Annotated in this window: 16 protein-coding genes and 1 rRNA gene; all 17 read left to right on the forward strand. The window is 41.5% G+C overall.

Annotated features, from left to right (window positions below):
• Positions 1-27: 27 nt before the first annotated feature.
• Positions 28-2,502 (forward strand): stage II sporulation protein E, encoded by a 2,475-nt coding sequence (spoIIE, locus tag ACQKMH_RS27065; RefSeq protein ID WP_427590354.1) that lies wholly within the window; start codon positions 28-30, stop codon positions 2,500-2,502.
• Positions 2,503-2,703: 201 nt separating this feature from the next.
• Positions 2,704-3,441 (forward strand): VWA domain-containing protein, encoded by a 738-nt coding sequence (locus ACQKMH_RS27070; RefSeq protein WP_427590355.1) that lies wholly within the window; start codon positions 2,704-2,706, stop codon positions 3,439-3,441.
• Entirely contained in the window at positions 3,407-4,405 is a 999-nt protein-coding gene (locus ACQKMH_RS27075; protein WP_427590356.1) for a protein kinase domain-containing protein, read from the forward strand. Before ACQKMH_RS27070 ends, ACQKMH_RS27075 begins: the two co-directional genes overlap by 35 nt.
• Positions 4,406-4,496: 91 nt before the next feature.
• Complete coding sequence (tilS, locus tag ACQKMH_RS27080) at positions 4,497-5,891, forward strand: tRNA lysidine(34) synthetase TilS (protein WP_427590357.1); 1,395 nt, start codon at positions 4,497-4,499, stop codon at positions 5,889-5,891.
• A gap of 32 nt (positions 5,892-5,923) precedes the next feature.
• Positions 5,924-6,463: a hypoxanthine phosphoribosyltransferase gene (gene hpt / locus ACQKMH_RS27085; protein ID WP_427590369.1), complete on the forward strand. Its 540-nt coding sequence runs from the start codon at positions 5,924-5,926 to the stop codon at positions 6,461-6,463.
• A 117-nt stretch (positions 6,464-6,580) separates the two neighbouring features.
• Complete coding sequence (gene ftsH / locus ACQKMH_RS27090) at positions 6,581-8,641, forward strand: ATP-dependent zinc metalloprotease FtsH (protein ID WP_427590358.1); 2,061 nt, start codon at positions 6,581-6,583, stop codon at positions 8,639-8,641.
• 182 nt (positions 8,642-8,823) lie between these two features.
• Positions 8,824-9,603 (forward strand): type III pantothenate kinase, encoded by a 780-nt coding sequence (locus tag ACQKMH_RS27095; RefSeq protein ID WP_402843172.1) that lies wholly within the window; start codon positions 8,824-8,826, stop codon positions 9,601-9,603.
• Positions 9,604-9,639: 36 nt separating this feature from the next.
• Positions 9,640-10,521, forward strand: a complete 882-nt coding sequence (hslO, locus tag ACQKMH_RS27100; protein ID WP_427590359.1) for an Hsp33 family molecular chaperone HslO — start codon at positions 9,640-9,642, stop codon at positions 10,519-10,521.
• A 19-nt stretch (positions 10,522-10,540) separates the two neighbouring features.
• Positions 10,541-11,437 carry a peptidyl-prolyl cis-trans isomerase gene (locus tag ACQKMH_RS27105; protein WP_427590360.1) on the forward strand — a complete coding sequence of 299 codons (897 nt, stop codon included), beginning with the start codon at positions 10,541-10,543 and terminating at the stop codon, positions 11,435-11,437.
• A 128-nt stretch (positions 11,438-11,565) separates the two neighbouring features.
• Positions 11,566-12,492 carry a cysteine synthase A gene (gene cysK / locus ACQKMH_RS27110; protein WP_427590361.1) on the forward strand — a complete coding sequence of 309 codons (927 nt, stop codon included), beginning with the start codon at positions 11,566-11,568 and terminating at the stop codon, positions 12,490-12,492.
• 162 nt (positions 12,493-12,654) lie between these two features.
• Complete coding sequence (gene folP, locus ACQKMH_RS27115; protein WP_427590362.1) at positions 12,655-13,491, forward strand: dihydropteroate synthase; 837 nt, start codon at positions 12,655-12,657, stop codon at positions 13,489-13,491.
• A 1-nt stretch (position 13,492) separates the two neighbouring features.
• Positions 13,493-13,852: a dihydroneopterin aldolase gene (gene folB, locus ACQKMH_RS27120; protein WP_427590363.1), complete on the forward strand. Its 360-nt coding sequence runs from the start codon at positions 13,493-13,495 to the stop codon at positions 13,850-13,852.
• Positions 13,853-13,854: 2 nt separating this feature from the next.
• Positions 13,855-14,382, forward strand: coding sequence for a 2-amino-4-hydroxy-6-hydroxymethyldihydropteridine diphosphokinase (gene folK / locus ACQKMH_RS27125; protein ID WP_427590364.1), 528 nt, complete (start codon positions 13,855-13,857; stop codon positions 14,380-14,382).
• Positions 14,334-14,546, forward strand: coding sequence for a helix-turn-helix domain-containing protein (locus tag ACQKMH_RS27130; protein ID WP_063235935.1), 213 nt, complete (start codon positions 14,334-14,336; stop codon positions 14,544-14,546). The genes folK and ACQKMH_RS27130 overlap by 49 nt, the downstream gene beginning before the upstream one ends.
• Before the next feature lie 23 nt (positions 14,547-14,569).
• Positions 14,570-15,568, forward strand: a complete 999-nt coding sequence (gene dusB / locus ACQKMH_RS27135) for a tRNA dihydrouridine synthase DusB (protein ID WP_427590365.1) — start codon at positions 14,570-14,572, stop codon at positions 15,566-15,568.
• Between the two features lie 182 nt (positions 15,569-15,750).
• Complete coding sequence (gene lysS / locus ACQKMH_RS27140) at positions 15,751-17,250, forward strand: lysine--tRNA ligase (RefSeq protein ID WP_427590366.1); 1,500 nt, start codon at positions 15,751-15,753, stop codon at positions 17,248-17,250.
• Between the two features lie 422 nt (positions 17,251-17,672).
• Positions 17,673-17,747, forward strand: a 16S ribosomal RNA gene (locus ACQKMH_RS27145); the annotation flags it as partial.

Consider the following 17,747-nt stretch of genomic DNA (forward strand, 5'->3'; position numbering starts at 1 on the left):
AATCACTAATATGAATGGGGTGTTGAAATGGAAAAAGTAGAAAGACCAATGATGGAACCTCTTGGGGACGTTCAATTAAAAGAAGCGAAGGCAGAAGCGATCAATTGGATCCAACAACTGCAAATGAAAACGGAAGATATATTTATAAAGAAAGGTATCTCTTTAGCCATTATCGGTTTCTTATTAGGACGAGCATTAATTCTTTCACAGTTGGCACCATTTGGACTTCCGTTTTTCGCAGCTGTTTTTCTCATGAGACGTGATAGGGCTCCACTAGCACTATTCGGATTAATTGCAGGCGGCCTGACCGTACATTATTCCAATAGCTTAGTCATCTTTTCATCGGCGTTCCTGCTTCTGTTGTTTCATAAAATCAAGAAGCCCGCCGTGGAAGGACAATTCAAGACGATGTCGATGTACGTCTTTGCCTCACTATTCCTGGTTAACTTGGCCGAGCAATATCTGGTGTTCCGAACGATTCAGCTGTACGACCTTATGATGATTGGAGTAGAGGCAGGACTGGCCATGATATTGACCTTAATCTTCATACAGTCGATTCCGCTTCTCTCAATCCGTACAAAGTCCCAATCATTAAAGACGGAGGAAATCGTAAGCATCATTATCTTACTGGCTTCCGTGATGACAGGAACGATTGGCTGGATGATATATGATCTATCACTCGACCATATATTCTCACGATACTTGGTTCTCCTCTTCGGGCTGGCGGGAGGGGCCGCCATAGGCTCCACTGTAGGAGTGGTTACTGGATTGATATTCAGCCTTGCGAGTATAGCAAGTCTTTATCAAATGAGCCTTCTCGCTTTTTCCGGATTGCTCGGAGGTTTGTTGAAGGAGGGAAAAAAGATAGGGGTCGCTGCAGGCCTCTTAATTGCTACGTTACTGATAGGTTTATATGGTGAGGGTACCAATAATATAATGGTGACCCTTTATGAATCACTTGTAGCTGTGGCGTTATTTATATTAACACCGTCATCGATAATCAATAAAATAGCGAAACATATACCGGGAACTGTTGAGAATTCCGATGAACAGCAGCAGTATGCTCGGAAAGTGAGGGATGTTACCGCTCAAAGGGTGGAACAATTTTCACATGTATTTGAAGCGCTCTCAAACAGCTTTGCCCAAGTGGATGAAAGGGGGAAACTGGAGGAAGATGAGAAAGAGTTCGATTACTTTTTAAGTAAGGTAACTGAAAAGACATGCCAACTCTGTTTTAAAAAGGAACAATGCTGGGCCAAAAACTTTAATACAACCTATGACGGCATGCAGGAGATTATGCTTCAGTTAAGTGAAAATGATGGACAGCTCCCTCAAAAGACTTCCAAAGAGTGGGGGAAATATTGTAGTCGTGGACCGCAGGTCATTGGGGCAATATCACAGGAGCTCACTTATTTTGAGGCAAACCAAAAGTTAAAAAGGCAGGTGAAAGAAAGCCGGAAACTAGTGGCGGATCAATTGCGCGGCGTTTCTGCAGTGATGGATGATTTCGCCAAAGAAATTCAGAGGGAAAGGAAGAATCATCATTTACATGAGGAATCCATTATGGAGGCCATACAGGATTTTGGTCTGCATATAGGCCATGTTGAAATATACAGTCTCGAACAAGGAAATGTTGATATAGAGATGAGTGTTCCATACTGCCAGGGAAGAGGGGAATGTGAAAAGCTGATAGCGCCTATGCTTTCGGACATTTTAGGGGAAACGATAGTCGTCCATTCAGAAGAGTGCGCAACGTATCCAAACGGGCAATGTGAGGTGATATTTAGGTCAGCAAAAAAATTCACGGTCGAAACGGGTGTGGCTCATGCTGCCAAGGGGGGAGGGCTTGTATCAGGAGATAGCTATACGACCATGGAGATTGGTTGCGGTAAATTTGCAATAGCCATTAGCGATGGAATGGGAAATGGGGAAAGGGCCCATTTTGAAAGTACAGAGACATTGAAGCTGCTTCAAAAATTTTTACAATCGGGAATAGAAGAAAAAATAGCCATTAAATCCGTAAACTCCGTATTATCTCTACGCACTACCGATGAAATATTTTCAACTCTTGATTTGGCAATGATTGATCTTCAGGACGCAAGGGCTAAGTTTTTAAAAATCTGTTCGATACCGAGTTTCATTAAAAGGGGTGATAAGATCATAAAAATAGAATCGAGTAACCTGCCTATGGGGATTATCCAGGATTTTGATGTTGATGTTGTATCAGAAGAGCTGAAGGCAGGGGATATATTAATCATGATGAGCGATGGAGTGTTCGATGGTCCATCCCATGTGGAAAATATCGAGTTCTGGCTTAAACGAAAAATCAAGGAAATGGAGACAGACGATCCTCAGGAAATATCCGATTTAATATTGGAAGAAGTCATCCGAACAAAAGGGATCATAGATGATGATATGACAGTGGTAACATCCAAAATTAAACATAATACACCGAAATGGGCATCCATTCCCGTTTCTCCAAAAAGGAAAAAGGCCCAGTAGGAGGCCGTTTATATATATAAAATAAATAATTTCAAAAATGAGGTGGGGGTATTGAAAGACGGGTAAAAGGTAAAAAAGATCAACTTGCGGAAAAATCCGATGACTCCACTGATGGTGACTTGAGTGCGTATGGCTTTGGCGTATAAATTCCCTCCTTTTAGTCAATTATGGTAACAGATTGAAAGGAAGGGAGAGCAAAACATGAAAGCAGGAACATTAAGGCAGATTTTGCTTATTACCGACGGATGTTCAAATCATGGTGAGGAGCCATCTGCCATGGCTGAACTAGCAAGGGAGCAAGGCATAACCATCAATGTCATAGGTGTCATGGAAAATGATGTGATAGATGAAAAGGGACTTAAGGAAATCGAAAAGATTGCTGATTCAGGAGGTGGCGTCAGCCAAATTGTCTATGCTCAGCAGCTGTCACAGACCGTCCAAATGGTGACCCAAAAGGCAATGACTCAAACTATACAGGGAGTTATCAATCGTGAACTTCAACAAATATTAGGGGATTCAAGAACGATGGAGGATCTCCCGCCGGAAAAGCGGGGAGAAGTGATGGAGGTGGTCGATGAGCTTGGGGAAACAAGCAAGCTAGAAGTGCTGATCCTTGTTGATACAAGTGCAAGCATGAAACATAAGCTCCCTACCGTAAAAGATTCATTATTAGACCTTTCCCTTAGTATGAATGCAAGAATGGGTGACAGCCGTTTTTCCGTATTCGTATTTCCTGGGAAAAGAAATGATGTGGAAAAGTTGCTCGATTGGACCCCGAACCTTGAAGCATTGACAGCAACTTTTCCTAAGCTTAGTACAGGGGGACTTACTCCGACAGGTCCAGCCATTCGTGAGGCATTAACATATTTCAATAAAAAACGTTCATTGAGGGGATTGTTATCACATGATGATGAACAATACTTTGAGGAATCAATGTAAACTCCTGGCTGGCAGTCTGATCACTGGAAAGTGGAATAAAAACCAGTACAAAATAATTAAGGAATTGGGGTGTGGAGCGAACGGGATCGTCTACTTGGTGGAAAGAGAAAATCGTCATTATGCTTTAAAGCTCAGTGATAATGGGACGTCCATTATTTCGGAGATGAATATCCTAAAATCCTTTTCAAAGGTCCAGGGGTCTACCCTTGGGCCTTCCTTCTTGGAAGCGGACGATTTCATCAAAACTGGAAAGCAGCTGCCTTTTTATGTCATGGAGTATATCCATGGACACGATTTTTTGCGTTTCATTGAAAAGAAAGGGTCATCGTGGATTGGTGTCTTAATGCTTCAACTATTAACCAGTTTGTCTGCCTTGCATACAAATGGCTGGGTATTCGGCGATTTAAAACCTGAGAATTTGATCGTGACTTCACCAGCCTACAAAGTGCGTTGCGTGGATGTAGGTGGAACGACTTTAATTGGACGATCTGTTAAAGAGTTTACCGAGTTCTTTGACAGAGGATACTGGGGACTTGGATCAAGAAAGGCAGATCCGCAATATGACTTGTTCGCGGTAGGAATGATTATCATCAATTCAGCCTATCCTGGACGTTTTCACAAGAAAGGGGAGGGGTATAGACAGCTTAACGACTTGATTAAGCAAAAAAAGGAATTGCTCCCATATAGAAAGATGTTGGAGAAAGCACTGAAAGGGCAGTATGATTCAGCTATTCAAATGCGGGAGGATTTAGTCACTGTGCTAAGTAAGCAAAATCACTTGAAGAAAAAGGGTACGAGTCAGGCAGCAACTAGGCAGCCTTCAACAAGGCAGCCCACAACAAGACAAGCGAGAAGGTCCCAAAACCATTCTAAAAATAAGAGGGGAGGTTTTTTTGAAACATTTTTGCTTGTTGCCATAATATCGATGCTCTACGTTCTTTACATATATGAACAGTTGTTATGATATAGTTAATACACGAATTCCATGGAATAATTGAAACCATTTCATGTTTGAATCGTATAACTAATAACTGTCCATAAAGAAGGAAGATTGTATGTTAAAGGAAAAAGTTCTGAACACCATTTATCGAAACGAATTAATTCAGGAAAACTCGAAGCTGCTCATAGGTGTTTCCGGTGGACCGGATTCGTTGGTGCTTCTCCATATCCTGAAGGAATTTCAATCCCGTTTTCATTACGAAATGATCGTTGCAAGTGTTGATCATATGTTTCGTGGCGAAGAATCATATGAGGATTATAAATATGTAAAGCAAATTTGTGAACAGTGGGACATCGAGTTTGAAGGAAAAAGGATTGATGTCCCTGCCTGGATGGAACGGACAGGGGAAAGCTCACAAATAACATCAAGAAAGTTACGTTTTGCTTTCTATGAAGAAATGATGGATAAGCATCAAGCCACCACTCTTGTGCTGGGACATCATGGAGATGACCAAATCGAAACGATGCTCATGCGATTAACAAGAGGGGCGACAGGCAAGGCGAGAGCGGGCATTCCCATAAAGAGACGTTTTCACACCGGCCATCTGATCAGGCCCTTCCTTGATATCACGAAAGGCCAAATTATGGAATATGCAGACCTCCATAATATTGAACCAAGGTTTGATCCGAGCAATGAAAAAGATGACTATGTAAGAAATCGGTTTAGACATGTTGTTCTTCCATTTTTAAAGAAGGAAAATGGAAAGGTTCATGAGCATTTTCAACGATTCAGTGAAGAGCTTTATGAAGATGAGGAGTTTTTTCAGACCCTGGTTTCAAGCAAAATGTCCGAGGTTTGGATCCAACAAGATAAAGATCAAGCGGTTATTCAGATTGATAAGGTTCTTGCGATGCCTAAACCTTTACAAAGAAGAGCGATTCAACTAATATTAAACTATCTTTATTTGGAGAAACCGTCATCGCTTTCGGCATTACATATTGATCAACTTTTAGTTTTGTTTTTAAATCCTCAGCCATCTGCAGAATTGCATCTTCCGGAGGGCCTTATTGCGGAAAAATCATATCATATTTGCACCTTTAGATTTTTTCGGCAAAAAAGCCATGAATATTCCTTAAAATTACAAATTCCCGGTGAGACTATTCTTCCGAATGGATATAAGATTAAAGCGCACTATATAAAAGAAGAAATTCCGGAACTTAGAGGAAATCATTCTTTTATACTTCCCGAATCCGCTGTTCAGTTTCCGCTTACAGTCCGAACCAGGAATGAAGGCGAACGGATGGCAGTAAAGGGATTAGGTGGAACGAAAAAGTTGAAGGAGATTTTTATAAATGAAAAAATCCCGATGCTAGAAAGAAATGCGTGGCCGGTAATCGTCGATCAAGCTGGGACTGCCATTTGGCTTCCTGGTTTAAAGAAATCGAATGTTGAGCCGGATATGATTTCTGATGAAACATGTTTAATTTACTTAGAATATAAAAAAGCTTAATTCTTCATGGGGGGCAATTAATTACAATGACCATGCAAAACGATATTGAAAAAGTGTTAATAACCGAGGAAGAACTTCAAAAAAAAATCAGGGAATTGGGTGCGCAGATTGAAGCTGACTATCAAGGTAAGTTTCCGCTCGCTATTGGAGTGTTAAAAGGTGCCATGCCATTCATGTCTGATTTACTGAAACGTGTGGATACACATCTTGAAATGGACTTTATGGATGTTTCAAGCTATGGTAATTCCACTGTTTCTTCCGGTGAAGTAAAAATCATCAAAGATCTTGATGCATCAGTTGAAGGCCGGGATATTTTAATCATCGAAGATATTATCGACAGCGGATTAACGCTTAGCTATCTTGCGGAACTTTTCCGTTATAGAAAAGCAAAATCAATTAAAATCGTTACCTTATTGGATAAACCAACAGGCAGGAAAGCGGATATAACTCCGGACTATGCTGGATTTATCGTTCCGGATGCATTTGTTGTCGGATATGGTCTGGATTTTGCAGAAAAATATCGTAATCTCCCGTATATTGGCATACTGAAGCCGGAAATTTACTCGAATTAATCGTACCTGTTTGAAAGAGAAGACCAGATAAAAACAGCGGTGTTAAATTATTGTAATTCATTAATTTTGTATGATAGTATTTACTATAGTTTGTTTACCCGTGGGAGGAGGTAAGGGATGAATCGGATCTTCCGTAATACGATATTTTATTTACTGATCTTTTTGGTCATCATTGGGATTGTAAGCATCTTTAATAATAACAATGAACCAACAGAGAAAATGACCCAAGATGAATTCTATAAGCATTTGGAGAGTGGGGACGTTACATCACTTACGATGCAGCCCGAAAGCAGTGTATTTGAAATTACAGGGAAGCTCAAAGGTTATGAGGAAAACAAATACTTTGTGACGTACGTACCATTCAGTGAATATTCGCAAAGTCGAATCAATGATGCCGCAAATAAGTTGGGTAAAGACATCATCACTGTTGAACCTCCAGAAAAGACAAGTGGCTGGGTGACATTTTTCACTTCCATCATTCCATTTGTAATCATTTTTATTCTCTTCTTCTTTTTACTTAACCAAGCTCAAGGTGGCGGTGGTGGCCGTGTCATGAACTTCGGGAAAAGTAAGGCGAAATTGTATAATGATGATAAGAAAAAAGTGCGCTTCAATGATGTAGCCGGAGCGGACGAAGAAAAGCAGGAACTTGTCGAGGTCGTTGAATTCTTAAAAGATCCTCGCAAATATGCCGAGCTTGGAGCCCGTATTCCTAAAGGGGTACTTTTAGTTGGGCCCCCTGGTACAGGTAAAACTTTACTTGCAAGGGCAGTAGCTGGTGAAGCCGGTACTCCTTTCTTCTCAATCAGTGGTTCTGATTTTGTTGAAATGTTTGTAGGTGTCGGTGCATCTCGTGTTCGTGATTTGTTTGAAAATGCTAAGAAAAATGCACCATGTATCATCTTTATAGATGAAATTGATGCAGTCGGACGCCAACGTGGCGCAGGTCTTGGTGGCGGGCACGATGAACGTGAACAAACATTGAACCAACTGCTTGTAGAAATGGATGGTTTCGGTGGGAATGAAGGAATCATTATCATTGCTGCAACTAACCGTGCCGATGTATTGGATCCGGCATTATTGCGTCCAGGACGATTTGACCGTCAGATTACGGTAGGCCGCCCTGATGTAAAAGGCCGTGAAGAAGTACTGAAAGTGCATGCGCGTAATAAACCTTTAGCAGAAACTGTCGATTTGAAAGCGATCGCTCAGCGTACACCTGGTTTTTCTGGTGCAGATCTTGAAAACTTACTGAATGAAGCCGCACTTGTAGCTGCCCGTCAAGATAAGAAGAAGATCGACATGTCCGATTTGGATGAAGCTTCAGATCGCGTTATCGCGGGACCTGCTAAGAAAAACCGTGTCATTTCCAAAAAGGAACGGAATATTGTAGCATGGCATGAAGCGGGCCATACCATTATTGGGTTGGTTTTGGATGATGCCGAAGTCGTTCATAAAGTTACGATTGTCCCTCGTGGTCAAGCTGGCGGTTATGCAGTGATGCTGCCTAAAGAAGATCGTTTCTTCATGACGGAGCCTGAACTGAAAGATAAAATCGTAGGACTTTTGGGTGGCCGTGTATCCGAAGAAGTTACGTTCGGAGAAGTGAGTACTGGTGCACATAATGACTTCCAGCGTGCAACGGGCATAGCTCGCAGCATGGTTATGGAATATGGTATGAGTAAGCTTGGACCTCTTCAATTCGGTAATTCCCAAGGTCAGGTTTTCCTAGGCCGCGATTTCAACAATGATCAAAATTATTCAGATGCAATAGCATATGAAATAGATCTTGAAATTCAACGTATCATCAGGGAAGCTTACGAAAGATGTAAGACGATACTTACTGAAAATCGTGAAAAACTTGATTTGGTTGCTAAAACCTTGCTTGAAGTGGAAACACTTGATGCAGAACAAATCAAAAGTTTATTCCATAACGGTAAATTGCCAGAACGTGATTATACCGCTCTGAATGGGAATTTAACCACCGACGAGAATGTTAAGGTGAACATCAATACGAAGAAGGAAGAAAAAGAGGCCCTTTTAGATCCATTGGATAAGAGGGGACCTGAGGACCTTGAAATAACGGAGGAAGGATTGAATACCCCTCCAATCAAAGAAGGTACACCTCAAGATCAGCCGCTTTCCTTCCCGAACGAAGATGACAATAAAAAGTCTTAAGCCGACTAATTCAAAAGGGTATTTCCGCCTCGGAAATACCCTTTTCTTAACCCATAAACGAATTTGGGTACACAAGAAAAGGAGGCTGGGATTTTTTTACCTTTCGAAAAGTGTGACTAATAGCGTGGGAAATACACAGTGTGGTATGATGTTGGAGAATAAATTACCGGAGTGATGAAGCGATGATTTTTGTATTGGATGTTGGGAATACAAATACTGTATTAGGCGTATACGATGAAGATATTTTAAAATATCATTGGCGAATTGAGACCAGCCGTCATAAGACAGAAGATGAGTATGGAATGGTCATAAAGTCTTTGCTACAACATGAAGGTCTTTCTTTTGATCAATTTGATGGAATCATAATTTCTTCGGTAGTTCCGCCAATCATGTTTGCGCTTGAACGCATGTGCAAAAAGTACTTTGGCATAAAACCACTTATCGTGGGACCTGGAATAAAAACTGGATTGAATATTAAATATGAAAATCCCCGTGAAGTGGGGGCTGACCGAATCGTTAATGCTGTTGCGGGCATTCAGGAATATGGAAGCCCTCTCATTATCGTGGATTTTGGCACGGCCACGACATATTGCTATATAAATGAGGATAAACAATACATGGGCGGAGCCATTGCCCCTGGTATTAACATTTCTACAGAAGCCCTTTATTCAAAAGCGGCAAAACTTCCAAGAATAGAAATCAGCAGACCCGAAGGAATCATTGGGAAAAATACGGTATCCGCCATGCAGGCTGGTATTTTGTATGGGTACGTTGGACAAGTGGAAGGAATCGTTAATCGAATTAAGGCGCAAAGTAATCTAGAACCAACGGTAATAGCGACAGGCGGATTAGCAACCTTAATTGCTAATGAGTCTACTGTGATTGACGTTGTTGAACCATTTTTGACATTAAAGGGATTGCAGTTGATTTATAAACGCAATCGTGAGCAAGTGAAGAAGTAAAAAGAAGGAATACACAGCATGGAAGGAGCACAATAAATGAAGGATTATTTAATAAAGGCGTTAGGCTATGAAGGACAGGTTCGGGCATATGCTGTTTCAACAACGGATACCGTAGGAGAAGCCCAGCGTCGCCATTATACATGGCCTACTGCTTCCGCTGCCCTTGGGCGCGCAATGACGGCTGGCGTAATGATGGGCGGCATGTTGAAAGGTGAAGAAAAGCTGACGATTAAAATCGAGGGTGGAGGTCCGATCGGGTCTATCTTGGTCGATAGCAATGCAAAGGGTGAAGTTCGCGGGTATGTCACTCACCCGCAAACCCATTTTGATTTGAATGAACAAGGAAAGTTAGATGTAAGGAAAGCAGTAGGTACTGATGGATTGATGACTGTTGTGAAAGATATTGGTTTACGTGACCACTTTTCAGGACAAGTACCGCTTGTTTCTGGAGAATTAGGAGAAGATTTCACTTATTACTTTGCAACTTCCGAACAGGTGCCTTCTTCAGTGGGAGTTGGGGTCCTCGTGAACCCTGATAACTCGATCCTTGCAGCAGGTGGATTCATCATTCAATTGATGCCTGGTACATCCGATGATACGATTTCGAAAATCGAAAATAGACTAAGCACGATAGCTCCTGTCTCTAAAATGATTCAAAATGGCCTGACTCCTGAGGAAATTTTAACGGAGATTTTAGGTGAGGAAAATGTGAATATTTTAGAAAAAATGGATGTCGAGTTTTCTTGTCAATGCTCAAGGGAGAGAATTGCCAATGCATTGATCAGCCTTGGTCAAGAGGAGATTCGGGATATTATAGAGACAGAGGGACAAGCAGAGGCGCAATGCCATTTTTGTAATGAGACCTACCAATTCTCGAAAGAAGACCTAGAGGAACTAGAAGCGGAAACCAAAAAATAATTGACGGGGGAAAAGGGTTTTGCCTAAACAAAAGCTTCGGGCGATTATTGCCGGCCTTGCCTTCTTGAACCTATTGACTATCATGATCTTTGTCATAAAACCATTAATCATCTCGAAATCCGTTATGGGGGAAGAAACGGCCGCGAAGGTTGGATCCAAGGATATTTCCCGGGAAGCGTGGATTAATGAGCTCGAAAAGAGATATGGGGAAGATGTACTTGAGGATATGGTTGATAAAGAGGTAGTGAAACAGGCAGCAGAAAAATACAAAGTGAAAACTTCAGAAAAAGAGGTTGACCGGGAACTTAAAATGATGAAAACGATGTATGGTACTGCCGGCCAGACTCTTAATAAAAGCGCAGGTCAATTGAGGCAGGAAATTCAGTCGAGCCTCCTGCTCGAGAAGCTCCTTACCAAGGACGTTTCGGTCTCCGATACGGCCATGCAGAAATATTATGATAACAATAAGGATATCTATCGAATCCCTACTACATATCATATTTCCCATATTACCTCGGCTACAAAAAAGCAAGCGGACCAAATCATACGTGAATTGGAGAAGGGTGTCTCCTTTGATGTCTTAGCGATGGAAAAGTCCCTTGATGAATTCACTGCCAATCAGGGAGGCGACATGGGGTATATTTCTCAGGATAACGAGCAAGTCTCCAAGGATTATATTTCAGCTGCTGAAAAATTACAGGTGAACAAGTGGAGTGATCCAGTGCAAACGGATGATGGCTGGGCGGTTCTCTATCTGCATGAGAAAATAGAGGGCAAGCAGTATAAGTATGAAGAAGTTAAAGATAAGATTCAGCGCCAAATAGCTCTTGAACAGATTCAGGCACCGGTATCTGGGAAGATTTTCTGGGACGAATTCGATGTAGAATGGTTTTACGGAATGAAAGAACAAAAATAGGTCATTGGATGTGTGAGAATATTTAGAATATAATAGATAATCATTGACAATGAACTATTAAAACTGGTAACTTTAATTTATAAAACCAATAAACATACTCGGTATTGAAATGATAAGGAGTGGAGAGAATGGCACGTATAGCTAATTCTGTAATTGATTTAATTGGACAAACACCTATCGTGAAGTTAAACAAGCTTCAAAATGAAAACAGCGCAGATATTTATTTGAAACTTGAGTACTTTAACCCGGGGAGCAGTGTAAAAGACCGTATCGCCCTTGCGATGATCGAAGCGGCAGAGAAAAACGGCAACCTTAAGCCGGGAGATACGATCATCGAACCTACAAGCGGAAACACTGGAATAGGACTTGCCATGGTAGCTGCGGCAAAAGGCTACAAATCAATCCTTGTTATGCCTGAGACAATGAGCTTGGAACGCCGTAACTTGCTTCGTGCTTATGGGGCAGAGTTAGTTCTTACACCTGGACCCGAAGGAATGAAAGGTGCAATTGCCAAGGCTACAGAGTTGTCTAAAGAAAAAGGCTACTTTATTCCTCAACAATTCGAGAATGTAGCCAACCCTGAAGTTCATCGGAGCACTACAGGACCTGAAATCGTTGAAGCCTTTGGTGATGAAGGTCTGGATGCATTCGTTGCCGGAATCGGTACCGGCGGAACCATAACAGGTGCTGGTGAAGTCCTGCGTGAAAAATACCCTGACATTAAGATTTACGCTGTTGAGCCTGCGGACTCTCCTGTATTATCGGGTGGGACTCCAGGACCTCATAAAATCCAAGGAATCGGTGCAGGCTTCGTCCCAAGTATTTTAAATACAGATCTCTATGACGAAATCATTCAGGTCAATACAGAGGAATCGTTCGATTACGCACGCCGCGCAGCTAAAGAGGAAGGAATCCTCGGTGGTATTTCTTCTGGAGGTGCGATTGCAGCTGCCATTAAAGTGGCTGACAAACTGGGAAAAGGCAAAAAGGTACTTGCTATCATACCGAGTAATGGTGAGCGTTACTTAAGTACACCATTATATAACTTTGAGTAAGACCATGCTTTAAACGAGAAGCAAAGTCCCTAGGGGCTTTGTTTTTCTTTTTGTAGAAAAGTTTTAAAGAGAGTGTTCCCATTCTTGATGGAGCTTGCACTTAACCTATGTAAATGGGTAAACTCGTATATATAGATTTCTTTAGGAGAAGGAGAACGATGGATGTCATTAGCTGAAGCGTCAAAAATAATATGCGGTTCATTTGAATTGGATTACAGCAAGAAAACATTGATTATGGGGATTTTGAATGTTACTCCGGACTCTTTTTCAGATGGAGGGAAATATAATCGGGTAGATGCTGCTTTGAAGCACGCTGAACGGATGGTCAACGACGGAGCGGATATTTTGGATATAGGCGGAGAGTCGACCCGTCCAAATTATGAGAGGATATCGGATGAGGAGGAAATCGAAAGAGTAGCCCCGATAATTGAAGCGATATCCCGTAATATCGAAATACCAATATCTATCGATACGTATAAATCAAGAGTAGCAGAAGAGGCGGTAAAAGCAGGAGCCCATATATTAAATGATATTTGGGGAGGAAAAGCCGATTCCTTGATGGCTAAGGTTGCAGCGGAATATGGGGTACCGATTATTCTGATGCATAACAGGGATAATATGGAGTACGGACATTTCGTTCGGGATGTACTTCAAGATTTATTCGAAAGCATCTTGTTGGTAAAGGATGCGGGAGTCAAGGATGAAAACATCATTCTCGATCCGGGAATTGGCTTTGCGAAAGATTTAAAGTTAAATTTGGAAATGATGAGGAATCTTGATAAGCTGGTATCATTAGGTTATCCCGTGCTACTTGCTACATCAAGAAAGTCCATGATTGGACATGTCCTTGATTTGCCACCTAATGAGCGGATGGAAGGCACTGCCGCTACAATCTGCCATGGCATTCAACAAGGCTGTCAAATGGTTCGTGTGCATGATGTAAAGGAAATGGCACGGACTGCAAAGATGATGGATGCTCTTTTAGGAAAAGGTGAATGAAATGGATAAGATATTTGTGAATAAAATGGAGTTTTACGGTTATCATGGGGTTTTTCCGGAAGAAACGAAGCTTGGGCAACGGTTTAAAGTGGATCTGATCGTTGAGACTGACTTAGCCAAGGCAGGGAAGAGTGACAAGCTCGAGGACTCCATTAATTATGGCGAGTTATTTGAAGTGTGTAAAAGTGTTGTTGAGGGTCAACCATATAAGTTAGTGGAGGCTGTCGCTGAAAAGATTGCCTCAGAATTACTTAATAAGTATTCTTCAATCGAGAAATGCACCGTGAAGGTTTATAAACCGGATCCTCCTATAGCAGGGCATTATGACTCGGTTGCTATAGAAATTGTAAGGGGACGTTGATTGTGGTAAATATTGCTTACCTTTCAATAGGGTCGAACTTAGGGGATCGCCTTGAAACATTCCAAAGAGCTTTCCGATTATTGTCTGAAAATCCGCATATCAAGTTGGTGTCCTGCTCTTCTTTATATGAAACAGACCCGATAGGATATGAGGATCAGGACTGTTTTTTAAATGCTGTCCTTAAAGTTAAAACCGACTTAGAACCCGAAAAATTACTTCACGCTTGTATGAAAATTGAACAAGAATTAGGGAGAAAAAGGGAAATTAGGTGGGGTCCCCGCACTCTAGACCTTGACATTTTGTTATATAATCATGAAAATATTGAGACAGAGATTCTTTCAGTCCCGCACCCTCGTATGCACGAGAGGGCTTTTGTTATTGTGCCTTTAATGGAAGTGGACCCTGATATATCACTTCCGCAAATGTATGCACCTTTGAGCGACCTGCTTGAACAGATTTCGGATAAAGAAGGAGTTCGATTATGGAAGGTGAAAAATGGGGAAGGCGTATTCGCGCTTTTCGAAAGTTAAAGGGTTATACCCAGGAAGGGTTTGCGAAAGAAATAGGCGTTTCCGTTTCCTTGTTGGGAGAAGTCGAACGAGGGAACCGCAACCCTTCAGAAGCATTTTTACTGGAAGTGGCGGAAATTCTTCATGTTTCCATTGAGGAGCTTCAGCCACCTGAGGATAAATGAAAGAATGTTATAGGAGGCACAACGTGTTAAAAATAGGCGATATAGAAATGAAGAATCCGATAGTGCTAGCACCGATGGCGGGAGTCTGTAACTCTGCATTTCGCTTGACTGTTAAGGAATTTGGTGCTGGCCTTGTTTGTGCGGAGATGGTCAGTGACAAGGGAATCGTTCTTCAAAATGCTAGAACGATGAATATGCTTTATATAGATGAAAGAGAAAAGCCGTTAAGTTTACAAATATTTGGCGGTGAAAAGAAATCTTTGGTGGAGGCTGCACAATTCGTAGATAAAAATACAACTGCTGATATCATTGATATCAACATGGGTTGCCCTGTCCCTAAGATCACTAAATGTGACGCAGGGGCAAAGTGGCTTCTCGATCCGAATAAGATTTATGAAATGGTTTCAGCTGTGGTCGATGCCGTTGAAAAGCCGGTAACGGTGAAAATGCGCATAGGCTGGGATGAAGAGCATGTCTTTGCCATTCAAAATGCCCAGGCTGTTGAACGCGCAGGTGGTAAAGCTGTTTCCATGCATGGCAGAACTCGAGTGCAAATGTATGAAGGAAAGGCTAACTGGGACATCATTCGTGAAGTGAAGAAATCGATCAATATTCCTCTTATCGGGAACGGTGATGTGGAAACTCCACAGGATGCCGAAAGAATGCTGAAAGAAACTGGTGTTGACGGAGTCATGATCGGCCGTGCCGCTCTAGGTAACCCATGGATGATTTACCGGACTGTAAAATATTTGGAAACCGGACAATTGATGGATGAGCCTTCTGTTCGTGAAAAGATGGATGTTTGCGTACTTCACATGGATCGTCTAATTGCGTTGAAGAATGAAAACGTCGCCGTTCGTGAAATGCGTAAGCATGCATCTTGGTATTTAAAAGGTGTTAAAGGGAATGCTCAGGCTCGCAAAGGGATCAATGATTGTGAAACAAGGGAAGATGTTGTAAGTGTTCTTTATGGACTTGTTGATGATATTGAAACGAAGCAACAGAATATCCACATGGTCTGATGTTTGACATTACCTTCCTGTTTTCCTATAATACGCTTATCTTGAACTGCCAGTAATCCTGGCAGTTTTTATATGTACATAAACAAGATTCAAGATAAAAAGCTGTTGAATTCCTTTACTTTATGTAAGAATAAATAAGTATGCAAAAGAATTTTTGATTAATTATATAAGTATTAATAAAGATGGAGATGATTTTCGTGAGTCATGAAGAATTGAATGACCAACTGCAGGTAAGACGCGATAAAATGCAGACCATGATTGATAATGGTCAAGACCCTTTCGGGAGCAGATTCGAGCGTACCCATACAACTAAGGAGATAGTCAGTGCCTATGGGGAATTAGAAAAAGAAGACCTTGAGGAAAAAGAAATTGAGGTTACAATTGCTGGCCGTGTCATGACGAAGCGTGGAAAAGGGAAAGCGGGATTTGCCCATATCCAGGATATTAGCGGTCAAATCCAAATCTACGTCCGTTTAGATAACATAGGAGAAGATTCTTACCAAATTTTCAACCAAACGGATCTTGGCGATATCGTAGGGGTAACTGGCGTTATTTTCAAAACGAAAGTCGGGGAACTTTCCATTAAAGCTAAAGAATATGTGTTCCTTGCTAAAGCGCTTCGCCCGTTGCCTGATAAATTTCATGGCCTGAAGGATGTTGAAGAGCGTTACCGGAAGCGTTATGTAGATTTAATTACAAATGAGGAAAGCAAAAATACATTGATCATGCGCAGTCGTATTGTACAAGCCATGAGACGGTATTTGGACGATCATGGATACCTTGAAGTGGAAACGCCTCTACTGCACTCTGTTGCTGGTGGAGCTGCAGCACGCCCTTTCCTTACTCACCATAATGCCTTGGATATGCCTTTGAATTTAAGGATTGCCATCGAACTTCATCTAAAACGCTTAATTGTCGGCGGATTGGAGAAAGTTTATGAAATTGGCCGGGTTTTCAGAAATGAAGGAGTATCCACAAGACACAATCCTGAATTCACATTAATCGAATTATACGAGGCATATGCGGATTACCAAGATATCATGAGTTTAACGGAAAATCTAATTGCGCATATCGCTCAAGAAGTTCTGGGGACGACTACCATCCAGTATGGGGAGTATGAGATAGAGTTAAAGCCGGAATGGAAACGACTTCACATGGTTGATGCTGTAAAAGAATATACTGGTGTGGACTTCTGGACTCAAATGAGTAAAGAAGAAGCCCAGCAGCTTGCTAAAGAAAATGGGATTGAAGTTAAGGAATCCATGGAGTTCGGCCATATCGTAAATGAGTTCTTTGAACAGAAGGTAGAAGATAAGTTGATTCAACCTACATTCATCTATGGCCATCCAGTGGAAATCTCTCCTTTAGCAAAGAAAAATCCGGAAGATTCCCGTTTCACAGATCGTTTTGAGTTATTCATTGTAGGTAGGGAGCACGCGAATGCCTTCACGGAACTAAACGACCCTATTGATCAACGTCAACGCTTTGAAGCTCAATTAAAAGAACGAGAGCAAGGTAATGATGAAGCCCATGAAATGGATGAAGATTTCTTGGAGGCGTTAGAATATGGAATGCCGCCAACTGGCGGACTTGGAATTGGTGTTGACCGTTTGGTTATGCTTTTGACCAATTCTCCGTCTATACGTGACGTCCTGTTATTCCCGTTGATGAGACATCGCTAATAAGGCAAAATGAATGTTGATTGCAGACCGAATTCGGATGGCTGGGATCATTGGGCGTAGCTCATGATCCTGGTATGTCCCATTCGGTTTTTGTTTTTTTATTATAATTTCATGCCTTTTAATAGAGTGGATTCTAGGGTTTGAAAGAAAAACAACATTATCTCAAAAAAACTTTAAAAAAGGTATTGCGCAGTTAACGTAATGGTGTTATATTTATATCTGTCGTTACGAACGAGTTGCAAACAGATTACAAACTTTTAAAAAGTTTTAAAAAGTTGTTGACTTACAGTAATGAAAATGTTATTATAAATAAGCTGTTCCGAAAGATATTGCTCTTTGAAAACTGAACAAAACAAAGCGCCAACGTTAAATTTTAAGTGAGCACACACTATCAAAAAAGCAAAATGAGCAAGTCAAACATTTCTTCGGAGAGTTTGATCCTGGCTCAGGACGAACGCTGGCGGCGTGCCTAATACATGCAAGTCGAGCGAATCGAT

It is taken from the genome of Peribacillus sp. NPDC097895 (assembly GCF_050277555.1).
Lineage (GTDB): Bacteria > Bacillota > Bacilli > Bacillales > DSM-1321 > Peribacillus.

Coding starts and splice junctions, on each gene's coding strand:
- ACQKMH_RS27095 (WP_402843172.1), top strand. CDS start 8,824: ATGATTTTTGTATTGGATGTTGGGAATACAAATACTGTATTAGGCGTA.
- lysS (WP_427590366.1), top strand. CDS start 15,751: ATGGAGATGATTTTCGTGAGTCATGAAGAATTGAATGACCAACTGCAG.
- hslO (WP_427590359.1), top strand. CDS start 9,640: ATGAAGGATTATTTAATAAAGGCGTTAGGCTATGAAGGACAGGTTCGG.
- tilS (WP_427590357.1), top strand. CDS start 4,497: ATGTTAAAGGAAAAAGTTCTGAACACCATTTATCGAAACGAATTAATT.
- ACQKMH_RS27070 (WP_427590355.1), top strand. CDS start 2,704: ATGAAAGCAGGAACATTAAGGCAGATTTTGCTTATTACCGACGGATGT.
- ACQKMH_RS27075 (WP_427590356.1), top strand. CDS start 3,407: ATGATGATGAACAATACTTTGAGGAATCAATGTAAACTCCTGGCTGGC.
- ACQKMH_RS27130 (WP_063235935.1), top strand. CDS start 14,334: ATGGAAGGTGAAAAATGGGGAAGGCGTATTCGCGCTTTTCGAAAGTTA.
- ftsH (WP_427590358.1), top strand. CDS start 6,581: ATGAATCGGATCTTCCGTAATACGATATTTTATTTACTGATCTTTTTG.
- hpt (WP_427590369.1), top strand. CDS start 5,924: ATGCAAAACGATATTGAAAAAGTGTTAATAACCGAGGAAGAACTTCAA.
- folB (WP_427590363.1), top strand. CDS start 13,493: ATGGATAAGATATTTGTGAATAAAATGGAGTTTTACGGTTATCATGGG.
- folP (WP_427590362.1), top strand. CDS start 12,655: ATGTCATTAGCTGAAGCGTCAAAAATAATATGCGGTTCATTTGAATTG.
- spoIIE (WP_427590354.1), top strand. CDS start 28: ATGGAAAAAGTAGAAAGACCAATGATGGAACCTCTTGGGGACGTTCAA.
- cysK (WP_427590361.1), top strand. CDS start 11,566: ATGGCACGTATAGCTAATTCTGTAATTGATTTAATTGGACAAACACCT.